The organism is Paenibacillus thiaminolyticus (assembly GCF_003591545.1).
In the GTDB taxonomy this organism is placed as follows: domain Bacteria; phylum Bacillota; class Bacilli; order Paenibacillales; family Paenibacillaceae; genus Paenibacillus_B; species Paenibacillus_B thiaminolyticus_A.
Window position 1 is genome coordinate 48,778 of the sequence record NZ_QYZD01000009.1, and the last position, 15,368, is coordinate 64,145.

Annotated in this window: 12 protein-coding genes and 2 pseudogenes; 9 read left to right on the forward strand and 5 right to left on the reverse strand. The window is 39.1% G+C overall.

Annotated features, from left to right (window positions below; genetic code table 11):
• Positions 1–87 precede the first annotated feature (87 nt).
• On the forward strand, positions 88–2,178 hold the full coding sequence (locus DQX05_RS12010) for an ATP-binding protein (protein WP_182914716.1): 2,091 nt from the start codon (positions 88–90) through the stop codon (positions 2,176–2,178).
• Positions 2,178–3,395 (forward strand): hypothetical protein, encoded by a 1,218-nt coding sequence (locus DQX05_RS12015; RefSeq protein ID WP_119793834.1) that lies wholly within the window; start codon positions 2,178–2,180, stop codon positions 3,393–3,395. Before DQX05_RS12010 ends, DQX05_RS12015 begins: the two co-directional genes overlap by 1 nt.
• A gap of 28 nt (positions 3,396–3,423) precedes the next feature.
• Here the strand turns inward: DQX05_RS12015 and DQX05_RS12020 are convergent, their stop codons facing one another.
• Together DQX05_RS12020 and DQX05_RS12025 are read right to left on the reverse strand one after the other, a co-directional pair.
• Positions 3,424–4,830 carry a DNA cytosine methyltransferase gene (locus tag DQX05_RS12020; protein ID WP_119793836.1) on the reverse strand — a complete coding sequence of 469 codons (1,407 nt, stop codon included), beginning with the start codon at positions 4,828–4,830 and terminating at the stop codon, positions 3,424–3,426.
• A gap of 443 nt (positions 4,831–5,273) precedes the next feature.
• Positions 5,274–6,044 carry an IS4 family transposase gene (locus DQX05_RS12025; RefSeq protein WP_119793838.1) on the reverse strand — a complete coding sequence of 257 codons (771 nt, stop codon included), beginning with the start codon at positions 6,042–6,044 and terminating at the stop codon, positions 5,274–5,276.
• A 313-nt stretch (positions 6,045–6,357) separates the two neighbouring features.
• Between DQX05_RS12025 and DQX05_RS12035 the strand changes: the two genes are divergently transcribed.
• The 3 genes from DQX05_RS12035 (at position 6,358) to DQX05_RS12045 (ending at position 8,747) form a co-directional block, all read left to right on the forward strand.
• Positions 6,358–6,945, forward strand: coding sequence for a uracil-DNA glycosylase (locus DQX05_RS12035; protein ID WP_119793981.1), 588 nt, complete (start codon positions 6,358–6,360; stop codon positions 6,943–6,945).
• 75 nt (positions 6,946–7,020) lie between these two features.
• Positions 7,021–7,983: a helix-turn-helix transcriptional regulator gene (locus DQX05_RS12040; protein WP_119793842.1), complete on the forward strand. Its 963-nt coding sequence runs from the start codon at positions 7,021–7,023 to the stop codon at positions 7,981–7,983.
• Between the two features lie 83 nt (positions 7,984–8,066).
• Positions 8,067–8,747, forward strand: coding sequence for a type 1 glutamine amidotransferase family protein (locus DQX05_RS12045; protein WP_119793843.1), 681 nt, complete (start codon positions 8,067–8,069; stop codon positions 8,745–8,747).
• 121 nt (positions 8,748–8,868) lie between these two features.
• Here DQX05_RS12045 and DQX05_RS12050 read toward each other — a convergent pair whose 3' ends face one another.
• The gene (locus DQX05_RS12050; RefSeq protein WP_119793845.1) at positions 8,869–9,501 is read right to left on the reverse strand and encodes a sterol desaturase family protein; all 633 of its coding nucleotides are present in this window, start codon (positions 9,499–9,501) and stop codon (positions 8,869–8,871) included.
• A gap of 219 nt (positions 9,502–9,720) precedes the next feature.
• Between DQX05_RS12050 and rlmH the strand changes: the two are divergent.
• Positions 9,721–10,180, forward strand: a pseudogene (rlmH, locus tag DQX05_RS12055) (23S rRNA (pseudouridine(1915)-N(3))-methyltransferase RlmH).
• 224 nt (positions 10,181–10,404) lie between these two features.
• On the opposite strand, the gene DQX05_RS12060 reads toward rlmH, so the two are convergent.
• Positions 10,405–10,671 (reverse strand): hypothetical protein, encoded by a 267-nt coding sequence (locus DQX05_RS12060; RefSeq protein ID WP_220483171.1) that lies wholly within the window; start codon positions 10,669–10,671, stop codon positions 10,405–10,407.
• Between the two features lie 379 nt (positions 10,672–11,050).
• Here DQX05_RS12060 and DQX05_RS33090 point away from each other — a divergent pair.
• The 3 genes and pseudogenes from DQX05_RS33090 to DQX05_RS12070 all read left to right on the forward strand — a co-directional run.
• Positions 11,051–11,145 (forward strand): annotated as a pseudogene (locus tag DQX05_RS33090) (YdeI/OmpD-associated family protein); the annotation flags it as partial.
• Positions 11,146–11,397: 252 nt separating this feature from the next.
• Entirely contained in the window at positions 11,398–12,699 is a 1,302-nt protein-coding gene (locus DQX05_RS12065; protein ID WP_119793849.1) for a GntP family permease, read from the forward strand.
• A gap of 23 nt (positions 12,700–12,722) precedes the next feature.
• A complete protein-coding gene (locus DQX05_RS12070; protein WP_119793850.1) occupies positions 12,723–13,859 on the forward strand; it encodes a glycerate kinase family protein in 1,137 nt (378 codons plus the stop codon).
• A gap of 44 nt (positions 13,860–13,903) precedes the next feature.
• Here DQX05_RS12070 and DQX05_RS12075 read toward each other — a convergent pair whose 3' ends face one another.
• Positions 13,904–14,932, reverse strand: a complete 1,029-nt coding sequence (locus DQX05_RS12075; protein WP_119793852.1) for a CdaR family transcriptional regulator — start codon at positions 14,930–14,932, stop codon at positions 13,904–13,906.
• Positions 14,933–15,368 lie beyond the last annotated feature (436 nt).

Sequence of the window (15,368 nt, forward strand, 5' to 3'; positions counted from 1 at the left end):
AATATAATCAGAAATCACTGCATAAGTGTCTTTTGTACTATATAATAATTTTTACAAGAATCATCCTTAATGATAAGGAGGCTCTCAATGAGAAAACAAATACCATTTAAACCTAAGGCAAGACTCCTACTTCAATTAGGAGATCAATTGATAAAAAATGAGAATGTTGCTTTATTAGAGTTGGTCAAAAATTCTTATGATGCTGATTCTAAATTGGTAAAAGTAAGTATGTCTAGAGTGACGGATCCTAAAATAGGCGAGATAGTTATTTTGGACGATGGAAACGGAATGGATATTAATATTATTGAAAATGTTTGGATGGAACCTGGAAGCAATTTTAAGGAAGATATTTTTAAGTCTAAAAAACGTTCTAAATTAAATCGACTACCAATCGGGGAAAAGGGCATAGGTCGATTTGGTGTTCACAAGTTGGGTAACCGAATAGAACTAATTTCTAGAATGGAAAACCAAAAAGAGGTTGTTTTTAATATTAATTGGAATGATTTTTCCACTACAGAGTATTTGGACGATGTAAAAATAAGTATATTTGAACGAGATCCCGAACTCTTTATTGGAGAAAAAACGGGTACTAGAATTGTTATTTCTGATTTGAAAAATACGTGGACAAGAGGGGCAATTCGAAGTGTTTATAGGGCTATTAATTCACTCTGTTCACCATTTAATTCAATAGACAAGTTTGAAGTGGAGTTTAATATTGACCAGCCTAAATGGCTAGAAAATCTAACTGACTTTCATAATATTAAACAGTTTGCATTATACGAGGCGGATATTACAATCGAAGGAGACTACATAACAAAATTCTTATACAAATTTAAGCCTTGGAGTGTTTTTTCTAAATTGTCATCACGTGAACATAATCCCACGGAGCCTATTAGAATAATAACAAAGAAAGAAAAGAAAAAGAATGAGTTTAGAGATGTTATGTTAAGTAAATACAATATTGGAACAGTCAAGATAAAACTATACATATTTGATCGGGATAGTTCTACCCTTAAACTGGCAATTCATGACAAAACCGGTTATAAAGAATACCTTGATCAAAATGGAGGAATAAGAGTATATCGAGATAAAATGAGAGTTTATGATTATGGTGAAGAAGAGAATGACTGGCTACGGTTAGACTATGGAAGATTTAACTCCCCAGGAACCAAAATTAGTAATAACTTGGTAATAGGAGCAGTTGATATAGACAGGGAACAGAGCTTTGATCTAATAGAAAAGACTAACCGAGAGGGATTTATTGAAAATGAAGCCTATCAAGAATTTAAAGCCGCAATTGAATTTGCTGTGGAAAAAGTTGAACAGCAGAGAAGAATTGACAAAGAAAAAATTAGAACATACTACAGTCCAACAAGCAAGTCTGAACCTGTTATAGCAAATTTGAATTTGTTACAAAACTCAATAAATCAAAATGTTAAAGATACTAAATTAAAACAAGAACTTGTGAATCATGTAAAAAGAATCGAAGATGATTATAAACATATTACAGATGTTTATATTAAAAGTGCAGGAGCAGGTTTAAGTCTAAGTATAGCCATACATGAAATGCAAAAAATTATTCAAGAATTAGTAAAGGCCACTGATTTTGAAAAAACTTCTATTAGAATTTCAGATTTAGTAACGCGCCTTTCACAATTGGTAGAGGGATATTCAACTCTTTTCAAAGGCAAAGATAAGAAGAAGCAGTCCTTGGCAAAAATTATTGACGCCGCGTTATTTAATGTAGAGTATAGGCTTAAGGTTCATAATGTAAATATAGTAAATAGTTACACTAAATATAGTGATGTGCAAGTTAATTGCACAAAAAACCTGTTAATTTCTACGATTGTAAATATAATAGATAATTCAATTTGGTGGCTGGACTATAATCATATTGAGTCAAAAGAAATTTGTATTGCCATAAGTTTCGATATACCAGATCGCATAACTATTCTCATAGCAGATAACGGTCTTGGTTTTAGCCTGCCTACAGAAGATATAGTGAAACCCTTTATTACAGACCGACCTGAGGGCATGGGACTGGGCTTATATTTGGCAAATGAAATACTCAGAGGTCATGAAGGGAATCTTATTTTCCCTGAATATGATGATGTGGAGTTGCCAGAAACTTTTAAAAATGGGGCAATAATTGGGCTTGCTTTCAAGGAGGAGAAATAGTGAAGGTTCCAACAACAGGACGGGTCGTTATAATAGATGACTCTCATGAAGAGGCATTACCATTAATTCACTTGTTATCCCATCATGGCATATCCTCTCGATACTACAATGGTGATCCAGATTTATTACCACTTCAGCCTTTAGAGGGTGTTAGAATAGTTTTTTTAGATATAGAAATTGGCACATATGGACAAGACAATAAAAGTAAAGTATCCAAAATATTAGGTGTACTTAACAGAGTAATTGGTGCCTCTTCTACGCCTTTTATAATTATTGCCTGGACTAAACATACTGAACTGTTAGAAGAAGTTATTTCTAAACTGCCGGTTCCACCTTTAAAAACATTAAACATGGAAAAAATAGACTGCAAAGATCAAGAAGGCAATTATAGAATTGACTTAATCTCAGCAAAATTAACTGACATAATGCAAGATATTGGATCTTTTCAGGCACTTCTTTTGTGGGAAGAAATCATTCATCAAGCGGCAAATTTGACTATTAATGATTCATATCAGTTATCAAATCCACAGGGTAATGAATGGGACGAAAACATGCAAAACATACTATATAATCTGGCCAAAGCTCAACAAGGTACGCAATTAAAGGAACATGTATTAGGCCCAGCGCTTCGAGCGTTTACTGGTATTTACTTTGATTATATAGAAAAGTCACTTTTAAATAATTCGCTATTAGAAGATAATGCTGGTTTAAATTTTAAAAATAAAAACCGACTATCTCCAGAAGTTATGTCTTCAATAAATTCAAAGCTTCTTTTTTCAAAAGTAGAGAGTAGGGAAGTTACTCCTGGTAATGTTTATATTAATGATCGGACTAAGCTGGATCTTTCTTTATTAGTTACTAAATTCGAAGAAATTAAGGCGGAGTGGGACACGCCCCAATTCATTATTTTGGAAGTTACTCCGACTTGTGACTATGCTCAGGACAAATGGCAATTATCTAGAATGTTACCGGGTGTCTTTGTGCCGTTAAAATATCTTAAAAATGTCAAAAGGGCAGACTATGTATTTATTTCACAACTAATTCAATTTAATAGAGATATTGGGAGTTTGGTATTCGATTTACGTTATCTTACAACACGTAATTTTGAGGATGTAGCAAAAATGCTACCGTTATTTAGAATCCGCCATCCTTTTTTGGTTGATATCCAATCTAAAGTCGCTGGGCATATTGCAAGACCTGGATACTTCGCCCTATAAAAGAGTAAGGCGGGACTTTTGTCTCGCCTTACTCTTTTGGGTTCACAGATGTAATTGTTCTATAAACAGCATCTGCAACAGCTAATCCTAACAATGGAGGAACAGCATTTCCAATATACTTAAACCGCAAATTTCCAATTGCGTCTATTTCGTAGTCATCAGGAAAGGATTGAATTCTAGCTGCTTCTCTAACTGTTATGGTCCGCCCCTGCTGACTGTCTGGATGGATATATCTATTTCCATCTTTTTGTAAATGTGCAATGATAGTGTTTGAGGGTTTGGACCAAGATAGTTTTTTGTACTTATCCTTAAAACTATTCATATTGTATTTTATTAATATTGCAAGCTTCTTAAGATTCTCATTTGTCGATGACACTATATCATTTGCGGTCATTCCCTCAGCCATATTTTCAAATAATATAACATCACTTTCCTGCTGAGATCGTGCTTTATGTCCTATAAGTTCTGAATTTTCACTTGGTTTAATGAAATCTAAAAATATCCTCCGACTAATAGTTCCATTTTTGTAGTGATAATTAAAGTTGTCCCAATGGTAAGGTGTTCTATCTTCACCATTATTTCTTGATAAATTTAAAACATCTATGGATTCTTTTCTTTGCTGCGGGATATCGATTTTTACCTTTTTATCTAACTTTTGATTTGGTAATGTATAAGTTAATTTGGGAACGATTTTAGGAAGATCACCAATTGCATCTTGTAAATTAACGTAGGGCAATAAACCAGTAGTCGGCACTTTTTCTAAAGAACAATGTGTCACTATTGGACTGAAATTGTTTATCCTATATTTGTTCCCGATTATAATAACTCTTTCTCTATTTTGAGGCACACCAAAGTCTACTGCATTTAATACAGTATATTTTTTTTCTTTTACATCATTATTAAATTGAAGTCGATAGCCAAGTTGTTCAAAACGATCAATGATAATATCAATATATTTTATTCCATCATTATTTTTTTTAGACAATATACCTTTAACATTCTCAAAAACAAACATTTGAGGATTGTAATGCTCTACTATTTCAAGATAGTGCTCGAATAAATTATCACGATCATCATTTGTATACTTTTCCTGTTGTGTTTTATCTCCTGATCGTGGTCCTATCATAGAGAAAGATTGACACGGAGGGCCACCAATTATAATGTCAACATCTTTACATGTGTCAAAAAGTTTTTTCTTAGTTTCTGGTAAAGAAATATCACCTTGTATAATCATGCTGACGGCTTGTTCATATGGGATACCATCTTTAACTAATGCTTTTATTAAGGTGTTCACGGCATTTTTATCTTTTTCTAATGCAGCTACTATTTTGAAAACTTTCATTTTTTCTATTTGAAACTTCTTAAAGCCAAGAGAAAAACCTCCTATACCCGCAAATAAATCAAGTATTTTATACTCCTTAATAGTCTTCTTCATATAGTGTCACCACCTGAAGTATTTTGGATAGCAACTATCTCAGGTATCAGAGCAGTAAAAAATTAAACAAATAATCAATTAAATAATGTTGAGAAAGAAATCAGATGCAAAAAATCCCCATCCTACAATATATCTGAAAACGTAACAAAGAACAAGAAATAACACTAGCGTTGCATCGAGCGGTTAGTTCATAACCTAATTTCTATTAACATCAATATATGATATATATTTAAATCTACAATGTCCGTGCCAAGTCTAAAAAATCGAGATGGAAATAGACTCGACGCGTTATCCATTATATGCAAAACATCTTTTTCATTTGTCATTACTTCATAATCAGTCTTGGTTTCATCGACTTCGTTGCTTTTCGGACGTCTCCCATTTCGTTTTGGTCGACCTCTAGATGTTCGAGTCGGCTTGCGGTTGAGTGCAGCAATCAGATTTTACCATGGTTTTTCCGCATAGATGCGAATCAACTGGAGGAGGTCCCATGTCGACTTTTTACAGTCCAGTGTTAATTTAATTAGCAAACAGAGAGCATACGCGATTAAAGCAATATACATTTGGTTCCAAATCGCTTCGGCCGTATAACCGTGGGGTTTTACCAATCGAATATGCTGCTTGACCCATTTAAAAAACAACTCAATGTGCCAGCGATTTCGATAAATCTCGGCAATTTGATGTGCGGATAAGTCAAATCGATTCGTTACAATTCGATAGGTGCGCCCTTGGTCATCGTTAAACTCAATCAAACGCAGAACCGCTGGCAGCTCCGGCGTCGTCACATCGGCATCAAGGATAAATCCATTCCGCCTTTTGGGCAGTTCTCTTTCTCTGATAATCGTTAATCGGCTATTTTGCTTGACGCGGCAAACAAATTTAATCTTATCCTCTACCCATTTCTGAAAATGGTCGTACACCTGGTATCCTCGGTCCATCACGTAGGTCGCATCCTTATCGACTGTAAATTCCAACACGACTTCATGATCGGCTACATCTTTGGTTGAAGCGACGATCTTGTCTGGATACATCGTTTTGGAGTCCACAACGACCAAGGAGGTGTGCATCTTCACGCCATGGCTACTCTTGGAACAATAGGACCATTTTGCGAGAATGGGAGGCAGTGTAAGTCCCGATGAATCGATTAGCTTGAGTTTGCCAATACCAGGCGTAATGGCCCGTTTACCTTTTGTTAGTTGCTTGATTCGATCAATGAGTAGAAAAAGAGCGTCTGAAGATACTTCTTAGGCAGCCGTTTCAGCCTTCCGCGATAGTTGAGAAGCGCTTATGCTCTTGAGACCAAGAAGGTCTTGAAACTCAGGGTTAGCCGCTACATGTTCTGACATGACTTTGTATGAGTCTCGTTGCTGGAGTTGTGCCTCTACAAATAAGAGTGTCGAAGCGCCGACAAACAACTTTTGGGCCTGGTAATCCAATACTCGTGACGAGTAGAATGAACATTCTCTTTGGGTGGGCATAATGAAATCATTGCGTGCAAAAGAAAGGAAGGAGTTGCATGACACGGAAATGGATCATCCCTTTGTCATCTTGCCTGAAGAACAAGCGCCCGAAGGTATTCAGCATTGTGAATGTTGCGAACTATCTAAGCAACGGACTCGTGTTATCTGGGGTGAAGGAAATCCGAAAGCCAACCTTATGTTGATCCTGGATAACCCGGGAGCCCGTGAGGATCGGCAAGGAAGCTCGTTTTTGTGCGGCACCCGGGAAACACTCCAACTCGGCATGAGGGAAGCGGGTATAGATACGAACTCGGTTTATGTTACTTATTTGCTGAAATGCCGACCGATGCGTGCTTACAATAAACCTGAGGCCAGAGCAGCATGTCTTCCCCATCTACAGCTACAGATCCTTCAGAAGCAGCCGTCGGTATTATTTGGATTTGGGAATGTCGTGGCGGAAGCAGTCTTCCCACAGAAGGAGAATGCCAGTGTCAAGGAAATGCGAGGGAGCTGGCACGAGTTTCAGGGTATCCCGATCAGCTTTACCTATCACCCGCTTGCCGTAAGAAGGAGACCCAATTTACTAAGGTTCTTCGTAGAGGATTTGAAAGCATTGAAGGAGAAGTGGAAGGGAAGATCAACACCGCATACATAAGCGGTCTACATTTTATGTGGTAGGTGGTTGGCGGTATCAAAATGTGTTAAGCAAAATGAATTGAGGTAAAGCATTATGTCTAAAATTGATAATATGATGGCGATTCTATGGATGTTGAATTCAGGCAGGAAAATTACTGCAAAACAAATAGCTGAAAAGTTAGAGATTAATATAAGGACGGTTTACCGTTATATTGATGCGCTTTCTGCCAGTGGTGTGCCGATTATATCGGACACAGGTCATCATGGGGGGTATACCCTGTTGAATAATTTTATTAAAAGTCCTCTTCTTTTTGATGTTGATGAGAAAACCGCATTACTGCATGCTGCTGTTTTTGCCCAAGAAGCTGGCTATTTTTTAGGGGAGGCATTAAACCGAGCAACATCAAAGCTAACAATGTACTCCAATCAAGAGCAGGAAAGAATGATCAAACAACATGTAAAAGGGCTTGAAGTCATAAGTCCAACTGGAAAATCATCTATGGAGCCAATATTGAAGGAATTGGAGCAAGGTATTGTAAACGAATCATCTGTAGAAATTGAATACCATACAAGTCGTGAAGAGCAACCCAAGCGCAGGATTGTTGATCCATATGGAATCATTTATTGGAATAGTAACTGGTATGTCACTGCATTTTGTCATTTAAGGAATGAAATCCGCAGTTTTAGAGTAGGGCGAATTATCAATATTATGCAAACACAAATTACCTTCAATCGTCCAAAGCCTTTTTCGGCAGGTGAATTTTTTATGAAAAGCCTGCTTCCCGAAGTAGAAGATAAGCAAGTACTTATCCCTTTCGTTGTTGGTGGTACGACAAGTGCGTTGGATAACTTATGCCAGCATTGGTTTTTAGGGCATCATTTCAAAGAACGGACTTCAAAGAAAGCGATATTTCTACTAGAAGAAGAAGCAATGCATACGTTTGTACCGTATTTACTTTTACCTTACGGCAAATCTATTCAAGTACTTGAACCACTAAGTTTGAAGCAAAAGCTTATTGAAGTTCTTTATGAGTTAATTGATTATTATCAAGCTTGATGAACTTTACTGACGGAGGATGTCAGTGAAGTTTTTTTATATTAGGGTATATCGCTTAATCCATTACAAAAGGAGTGTGTATCATGCATACAAAGAAAGTGTATCTTTATGTATTTGATACGATGTCAGATTGGGAGGTAGGTTATTTAATTGCGGAGCTCAACTCGGGAAGGTATTTCAAAGAGGAATTAGCGCCTTTAGAGGTGGTTGCAGTAGGCGTTGATAAGAATCCGGTTACTACAATGGGAGGATTGAAAATACTGCCTAGTATTTCTATTGATGAGTGTATTTTGGAACGTACTGATGTTCTAGTTCTTCCGGGCGGCAATACTTGGACAGAAGCAATTCACGAACCTTTATTGAAAAAAGCTTCTGCATCTTTAAAAGAAGGTACTGTGGTTGCGGCGATTTGTGGTGCAACACTGGGACTTGCAAAGATCGGAGTGCTAAACTCAAGAAGGCATACAAGCAACAATCTAGATTATATGAAAATGATCTGTCCCAATTATACTGGAGAAAAATATTATGAAATGGAACCAGCAGTAACTGATGGGAATTTAGTTACGGCTTCAGGAATAGCTCCGTTGGAATTTACGATGCATGTGTTGAAAGTGCTGGATGTATTTGCACCAGAAACATTACATTCATGGTTCAATCTCTATCAGACTCATGAACCAAAATACTTCTTCGAGTTAATGAATTCTATCAAATTTACCGAATCAACAGGAGGAGGAACTGGACGCCCGGTACCCGGCACGGACTAGGGAAATGTTTCGCATCATCGATGACGAGCTGGTTTTTCCGTGAGGCTGTCTCGGAAGAAAAATGCGATTATCGCTTATCGAAGCAACCCGCAAACTTTGGCGTTTGGCGGGTTGTTTTTCTTTACAGGTCGAGCTTTTTACTATCGCGTTGTTCAAGGTTGCGGGCCGTCTGGCTTAGTTCGACATTTTTGTGGTCCTGAAAGGTTCCCAATGCGAGATCAAACACCGGGTTTGTGACGCCGTACCAGTAATTTTCATTTTTATAGTGATGCCATAAATGGACTTTCTTCATCCAACGGCCCCATGGGGAGACGGGGGTAATCGGACGATGGGCGATATAGTGCTTCCACTCATAAAATAGGAGGAATAGGATCACGCCAGCGATAAAAGCATTTGCAATCACGAAGCTTGCTGAAATAAAGTAGGCAATGGTTCCCGCGATGAGGATGTTCGGCAGAGTGTACCACAAAGGCAGAAATAATAAATGCAGGTCATGCGGATTGGAGTGATGATCATAATGTAAACGCTTAAGTAATTTTAAGAAGAAGGGGTTCTTCGGAGTTCTTAGGTGAAAAAGGAAGCGGTGCGTGAAATACTCGGCAGCGGCGTAACCCGCCATTCCTATGGCGAAAGTTATCCATGGGCCAGTGGTTGTCAGGTTCGGAATCAGAAAGCCAAAGCTGACCAGGAAGATTCCGCACATGATGCAGATATCGGGGAAAAAGAAAAACTCTTTTATATATTTCGTCTTCATTGAAAACACCTCCTTATTGCCATTACTGAGGGCCAACGTTTCCGTCTTTCTTGTGAAATGGCCTTTTTGCTGCGCTGATCTATGAATATGCAGGAAATATGGAGGTGTTGCCGGTTAATCACTGGGACTTTAGTTATCGAATGGGGTTGAAGCTGTGGAATTGTAACGGAGAGGGCGTACTTCATTGATAATACATCATCGTTGAGACGGAGGATATATATGCTCATTCAAGTAATTGCCGTCGGAAAATTAAAAGGAAGTATTTGGTGCAGGGCATTCAGGAATATGCGAAGCGGCCGACCCCTTACATCAAATTCCAGATGATTGAGGTCGCGAACGAGAAAGCTCCGGACACCTTAAGCGAAGCGGAGGTGTCGATCGTGAAGGAGCGCGAGGGCGGACGCTCCTCGCGCATGTAATCGTGCTCGCGATCGGCGGCCATCTGTGGAGCTCGGAGGAACTGGTCGCCGAACTCGACCGGCTCTGCACCTACGGGTCGAGACACGCCACGTTCGTGATCGGAGGGAGCCATGGGCTCTCCGAGCAGGTGTTGCGTCGCGTCCAGGCGAAGCTGTTCTTCGGCCGCATGAGGCTGCCGCATCAACTAATGCGCTTGGTGCTGGTGGAGCAGATCTACCGGGCGGTTAAGATCAATCGGGGGGAACCGTATCACAAGTAGGGCGAAATTTTCCATTTGGAATTGCACTTTAAAAGTTGGAATCGTATGTTACTAACATCTAGTTTGAGAAAGGTTGGATAGGAAAAAGACGAAAGGACCGAAGATAATTTATCCGGGTCCTTTTTTGTTAGGATATCAGTGAATGGCAAAACCGTTTATATCAATTTTCCCTCCTGAAAAGACACCATCAGGATCATAATGAAACATTTTAAAAGCTTTAGCCCTTAAATACCAAGAGAAGAACGGATATTCGTCACACATTTGATCAGCGATAGGATGTACACTACTAATCCAGCACTCTGTGTAAAAAGCTTCCCTTCTTTTGTTGCATGTATCGTTTTCTCTTGATCAATGTACTCAAACTTACCAGAATAAATATGGTGAACACTCCAAGCGTTATTACTACCGTACCGAGAAGGTCCTTTTCCTCCAGCCATTTGGTAAGCTAATACTGCGGGGCCATTAAAACGAGTATCAGCTTTAAGGTTCATTTCTTTTGCTCTTTGCTTAATATCGTCCGTATAGGCATGATAACCGTCTCGAGTAACTCCGTCGAGTAATAGTAGTGAATGTAATAGGAACTCGACAAAATAATCCAAATTGTCAAAAACGTGCATAATAACTGTACATGCCAAAATTCACTGTAATTAAATGCAAAAAAAGAGACACCCTTGACTCTCTGCGTAAAATAGAAGTACTACCTACCACCCTACGCAGAGGAGAACAAGAAATGTCTCATACGTATACGTTAGCACAACAGCTCAATCTGGTGTAACCCTTGCTCAGATCAAAACGCAGCTTCGAGCTGAATAGGGATACTAACAGCTTTTGTTGAAATTACAAAATTTTGAAGTAATTATTGGCAAGTACAGTAAGTTGGATGAAATCCCCGGCTTGAAAACGGCGTTTGAAGCATTGACACCCGGACGGAAAGAGCGTACATTCTTCATTTTTCTCAATCGAGAAATTGGTTGGGGGCCTTTTGACATGTTGTCACACAATATTTATATTATACCTCCTCTGAATAAAATCATTAATTTTAGGATAACTTAAACCTATCACTTGCTGTATCTAGGGTTCACATTTGAGACCCGATTAAACTCGCATTATTTTGTGCATATGCACAAAAATATTCATTGGAATATCAATTGTTAAAAGTTAATGATGCAAGTAAAATGAAAACGCATTCAACTAGATCACCTAGAGGAGGATTTAAGATGGAAGCAGCATTGGATATTAGTTGGATTGGCGCTTTAGCCGGTCTCGCGCTTGCAATCATTTTAATTTTGTTTAGACTGGCACCAACTTATGCATTGATTCTGGGAGCAATTATTGGCGGTTTTATTGGTGGGGCTGATTTTTCAGAGGTCATCAAAATTTTGATTTCCGGAACACAAAGTGTTCAAGGTACAGTTATTCGGATTATCGCTGCGGGTGTTTTTGCTGGCGTTATGATGGAATCTGGAGCAGCGGGAACCATTGCAAAAGTTATTGTTGATAAACTCGGTGGAACGAAAGCTATGCTGTCGCTTGCACTCGCTACCATGGTTATCACAGCGGTAGGGGTATTCATTCCTGTAGCCGTATTGATTGTTGCACCCATCGCGTTGGCTGTTGGCCATAAAATGGGATATTCCAAGATTGCCTTGCTAGTGGCGTTATCGGGCGGTGGTAAAGCGGGTAATATTATTTCTCCAAACCCGAATACCATTGCAGCAGCAGGCGGATTCGAACTCGATGTTAACCAGGTGATGATTGGCGGATTAGTCCCTGCTCTCTTCGGGGTAGTAGTTGCGGTTCTTATCGCATCATTCATTAAGTATAAAGGCACTAAAGTAACGGATCTTGAAGCCGCCGAGTTGGAAAAGACCAGCTCCTCGGATCTCCCACCTTTATCTAAAGCTCTAGTAGCTCCGGTCATCGCTATTATTCTTTTGATGATTAGCCCGATTGGCTCGATGTTAGGCGTTGATTTCCTCGCAGTACTAAAAATTGACTCCTTGTTTATCCTGCCATTTGCCGGTGTCGTTGGCTCCTTGGCGTTAGGTAAGTCAAAAGAAATAATCAATTATTGTACGGCCGGATTAAATCGAATGACACCAACTATTTTGATCATTATAGGTGCAGGTGCCATTGGCGGATTGATTACAGCGTCAACCCTGCCTGCAGAAGTTGTTGCTCTTGTAGAAGCTTCAGGCATTTCAGGAGTATTCCTTGCACCAATAGCAGGCGTGTTAATGGGAGCAGCAACAGCATCCACTTCAACAGGTGTCATTTTGGCTACGGGTTCATTCTCAAGTGCGATTATAAATACAGGTGTTGCACCTCTATCGGCTGCCGTTATGACCCATGCCGGTGCTACTGTAATCGACCACTTGCCACATGGAACCTACTTCCACGTTACACGTAATGCTATGGGCATGAGCATGAAGGATAGAATGAAAGTTGTCCTGTATGAAAGTATGGTCGGTCTAACAATGACTATCGTAGCAGTAGTTCTTTTCGGATTTATCTTATAGAAAGAGTGGAGGATAAATAACTCATGGGGAAAATATTCATGTTGGCTCCTGATTCGTTTAAAGAAAGCATGACGGCAAAAGAAGTATGCAATGCAATGGAAATCGGCATAAAGAGAGCTATTCCAGATGCGGAGTGCATTCACGTACCTATGGCTGATGGAGGTGAAGGCACTGTCCAGTCATTGGTAGATGCAACAGGCGGTACCTTGATACACAAAGAAGTGACAGGGCCTCTTGGTACACCAGTTCTCGCCCATTATGGAATTTTGGGAGACGGCAAAACGGGTGTGATTGAAATGGCATCAGCCAGTGGAATTCATCACGTTACGAAGGAAACAAAAAATCCTTTAATTACGACTACCTTAGGAACCGGTGAATTAATTAAGGAATGTATTGAAAAGGGCATTACGGATATCATTCTAGGCATTGGCGGAAGCGCTACGAATGATGGAGGCACTGGAATGGCAAAAGCACTAGGGTATAAATTCCTGGATAAAGACGGGAATGAGCTGCAGCTTGGCGGCGGATATCTGGGTGCGTTGGATAAGATAGATACTACTGATGTGCATCCGCAATTAAAAAATATTAAAATTTTGGTTGCATCGGATGTAACCAATCCATTATGCGGGGAGCGGGGCGCATCTGTTGTATTTGGTCCGCAAAAGGGTGCCACTCCTGAAATGGTTAAAATGTTGGATGATAATTTAAGGCATTTCGGTAATATTGCAAAACAGCAGCTTGGAGTTGAAATTTTGGATGTACCTGGTGCAGGTGGTGCAGGCGGCCTTGGCGGTGGATTGATCGCTTTCACCAACTCTACCATGAAAAAGGGAATAGAAATTGTTATTGAATATACAGGATTAAAAGAAAAACTGAAAAATGTGGATTACTGCTTTACAGGAGAAGGGGGCATAGATTTTCAGACGAAATTCGGTAAAGCACCTTTTGGAGTTGCCCAGGCAGCAAAAAGTGTTAACAGCGATATGAAAGTGATTGCCTTGGCAGGCTATGTGGGCATGGATGTTGAAACCTTATACGATGAAGGATTTGATGCCATCTTTGGGATTGTTCCCGGAGCAGCAGATATTGATACCTTACTGGCGAGAGGTAAGGAAAATGTTGCCCGCACATCTGAAAGCATTGCTAGATTATTAAAATAAGAATCAAGGAGGATGTCCCAGAAGACTCATAGGGGACATCCTCTTTATTTGATCCGATTAATCAGCATAAAAATGAGTTCCACGAGATCCAAAATATTTTTGGGATCTTTGCCTGTAATCGTATATATCTTGTTTAATCTATAGTTCAACGTATTCCTGTGGATCATGAGCCTATTGGCGGTTTCATTGGCGTTTAGGTTACAGTTGAGATAAACTTGAAGTGTTGTTATCAATTCATCATTTTTTTCGAGTAAATGGGCCAGGCGCTCTGGCTTTATATCATTCTGTTGCAGTTTTGACATATCAGCGATGAACTCACATTTTGAATAGAAGATGGTTTTTTCGTTGGAATAAATACCCTTCAATACACGCATAGCTGATTTAGCTTGCCAAAGTCCTTCAGAGATCGTGTCATTCATTTTACTGATTGAAATGAAAGCATCGGGATGCTGATTTCTAATTGTTTGTTGCAGGGCTTCAATCTTATCTTCTTCCTGAATGACTAAGCAAAGCGAATATTTGGACATTTTAAAGAAGGATAAGCTTTCAGTGATATCCTCAGCAATCTCATTAGGAGATACCACATATAAGATTTGAGAGGGTTTTGTTAACTGAATGCCATAGGTCAATGCCTTATTCATTAATTCATTTGTATAAGTGGTGTCCGAATTTATAATTAAGCTAAAAAATTCTTGCTTTAAGTTATTCTTCAAATTCTCCTTTTCCAATGCGATGCTTTGGTTGATTAACAAAATAACAGCTGATTTTAAAATATTTCCGAAGGGTCTCGTTTCCTTTACTTCGCCGCTGATTCCTACCACTCCGACAATATTGCCATTCAATTCGATCGGTAAGTTAATGCCCTTCTTCACGAACTCTTCATCTTTGTTAATTTCCACAATTTTTCTCTGTTTTATGGCTTTCAACGCACCATGATGTAGCGTACCAATCCTTCCTTTATTTCCACTCCCGATGATCTTGCCTGTTCGATCCATAATATTAATATTATATGGAATATCCTTCATCATTCTATCAACAATTGTTTGGGCTTGATTATGCGTCATCTCATACATAGCTGTATCTCCTTCATAATCACTTATCTAAAGTGTAAGTATCTATCGACACACAGTTCTGTGCAAAATAACTAAGATAAATGGATTAGCTTCTTATGAAATTATATCAATGTTAGCCTGTATATGCATCATCACGCGCTATTCATTGGAAACGGAAAATCAAAGGAAGAACCCTTGCAAGTAGCTGGGTTAAGGCTTTTTGTATTCCGAGGGTTTTGTTCTCGGTTGCTAACTCCTTTACCGCAAGTGCATCTCTGAAATTTACTGGCTTTTATTTACTTTGTAACTGTCATATAATAGTAAATAACTTAATCTTTTAATGATAGTGGTATACTATGATCAGGTAATAATAGAAAAGGTGTATGATTCCGATCACACTCTGGCTTGCTGTGAAGGGGGAGCAGGCAGGAGCGCCTACATCTTTTCTTCAAATATC

Excerpts from the sequence above, each read along its gene's own strand:
- DQX05_RS12020 (WP_119793836.1), bottom strand. The coding sequence starts at position 4,830 with ATGAAGAAGACTATTAAGGAGTATAAAATACTTGATTTATTTGCGGGT.
- DQX05_RS12010 (WP_182914716.1), top strand. The coding sequence starts at position 88 with ATGAGAAAACAAATACCATTTAAACCTAAGGCAAGACTCCTACTTCAA.
- DQX05_RS12045 (WP_119793843.1), top strand. The coding sequence starts at position 8,067 with ATGCATACAAAGAAAGTGTATCTTTATGTATTTGATACGATGTCAGAT.
- DQX05_RS12040 (WP_119793842.1), top strand. The coding sequence starts at position 7,021 with ATGTCTAAAATTGATAATATGATGGCGATTCTATGGATGTTGAATTCA.
- DQX05_RS12060 (WP_220483171.1), bottom strand. The coding sequence starts at position 10,671 with ATGAACCTTAAAGCTGATACTCGTTTTAATGGCCCCGCAGTATTAGCT.
- DQX05_RS12070 (WP_119793850.1), top strand. The coding sequence starts at position 12,723 with ATGGGGAAAATATTCATGTTGGCTCCTGATTCGTTTAAAGAAAGCATG.
- DQX05_RS12050 (WP_119793845.1), bottom strand. The coding sequence starts at position 9,501 with ATGAAGACGAAATATATAAAAGAGTTTTTCTTTTTCCCCGATATCTGC.
- DQX05_RS12035 (WP_119793981.1), top strand. The coding sequence starts at position 6,358 with ATGGATCATCCCTTTGTCATCTTGCCTGAAGAACAAGCGCCCGAAGGT.
- DQX05_RS12075 (WP_119793852.1), bottom strand. The coding sequence starts at position 14,932 with ATGTATGAGATGACGCATAATCAAGCCCAAACAATTGTTGATAGAATG.
- DQX05_RS12065 (WP_119793849.1), top strand. The coding sequence starts at position 11,398 with ATGGAAGCAGCATTGGATATTAGTTGGATTGGCGCTTTAGCCGGTCTC.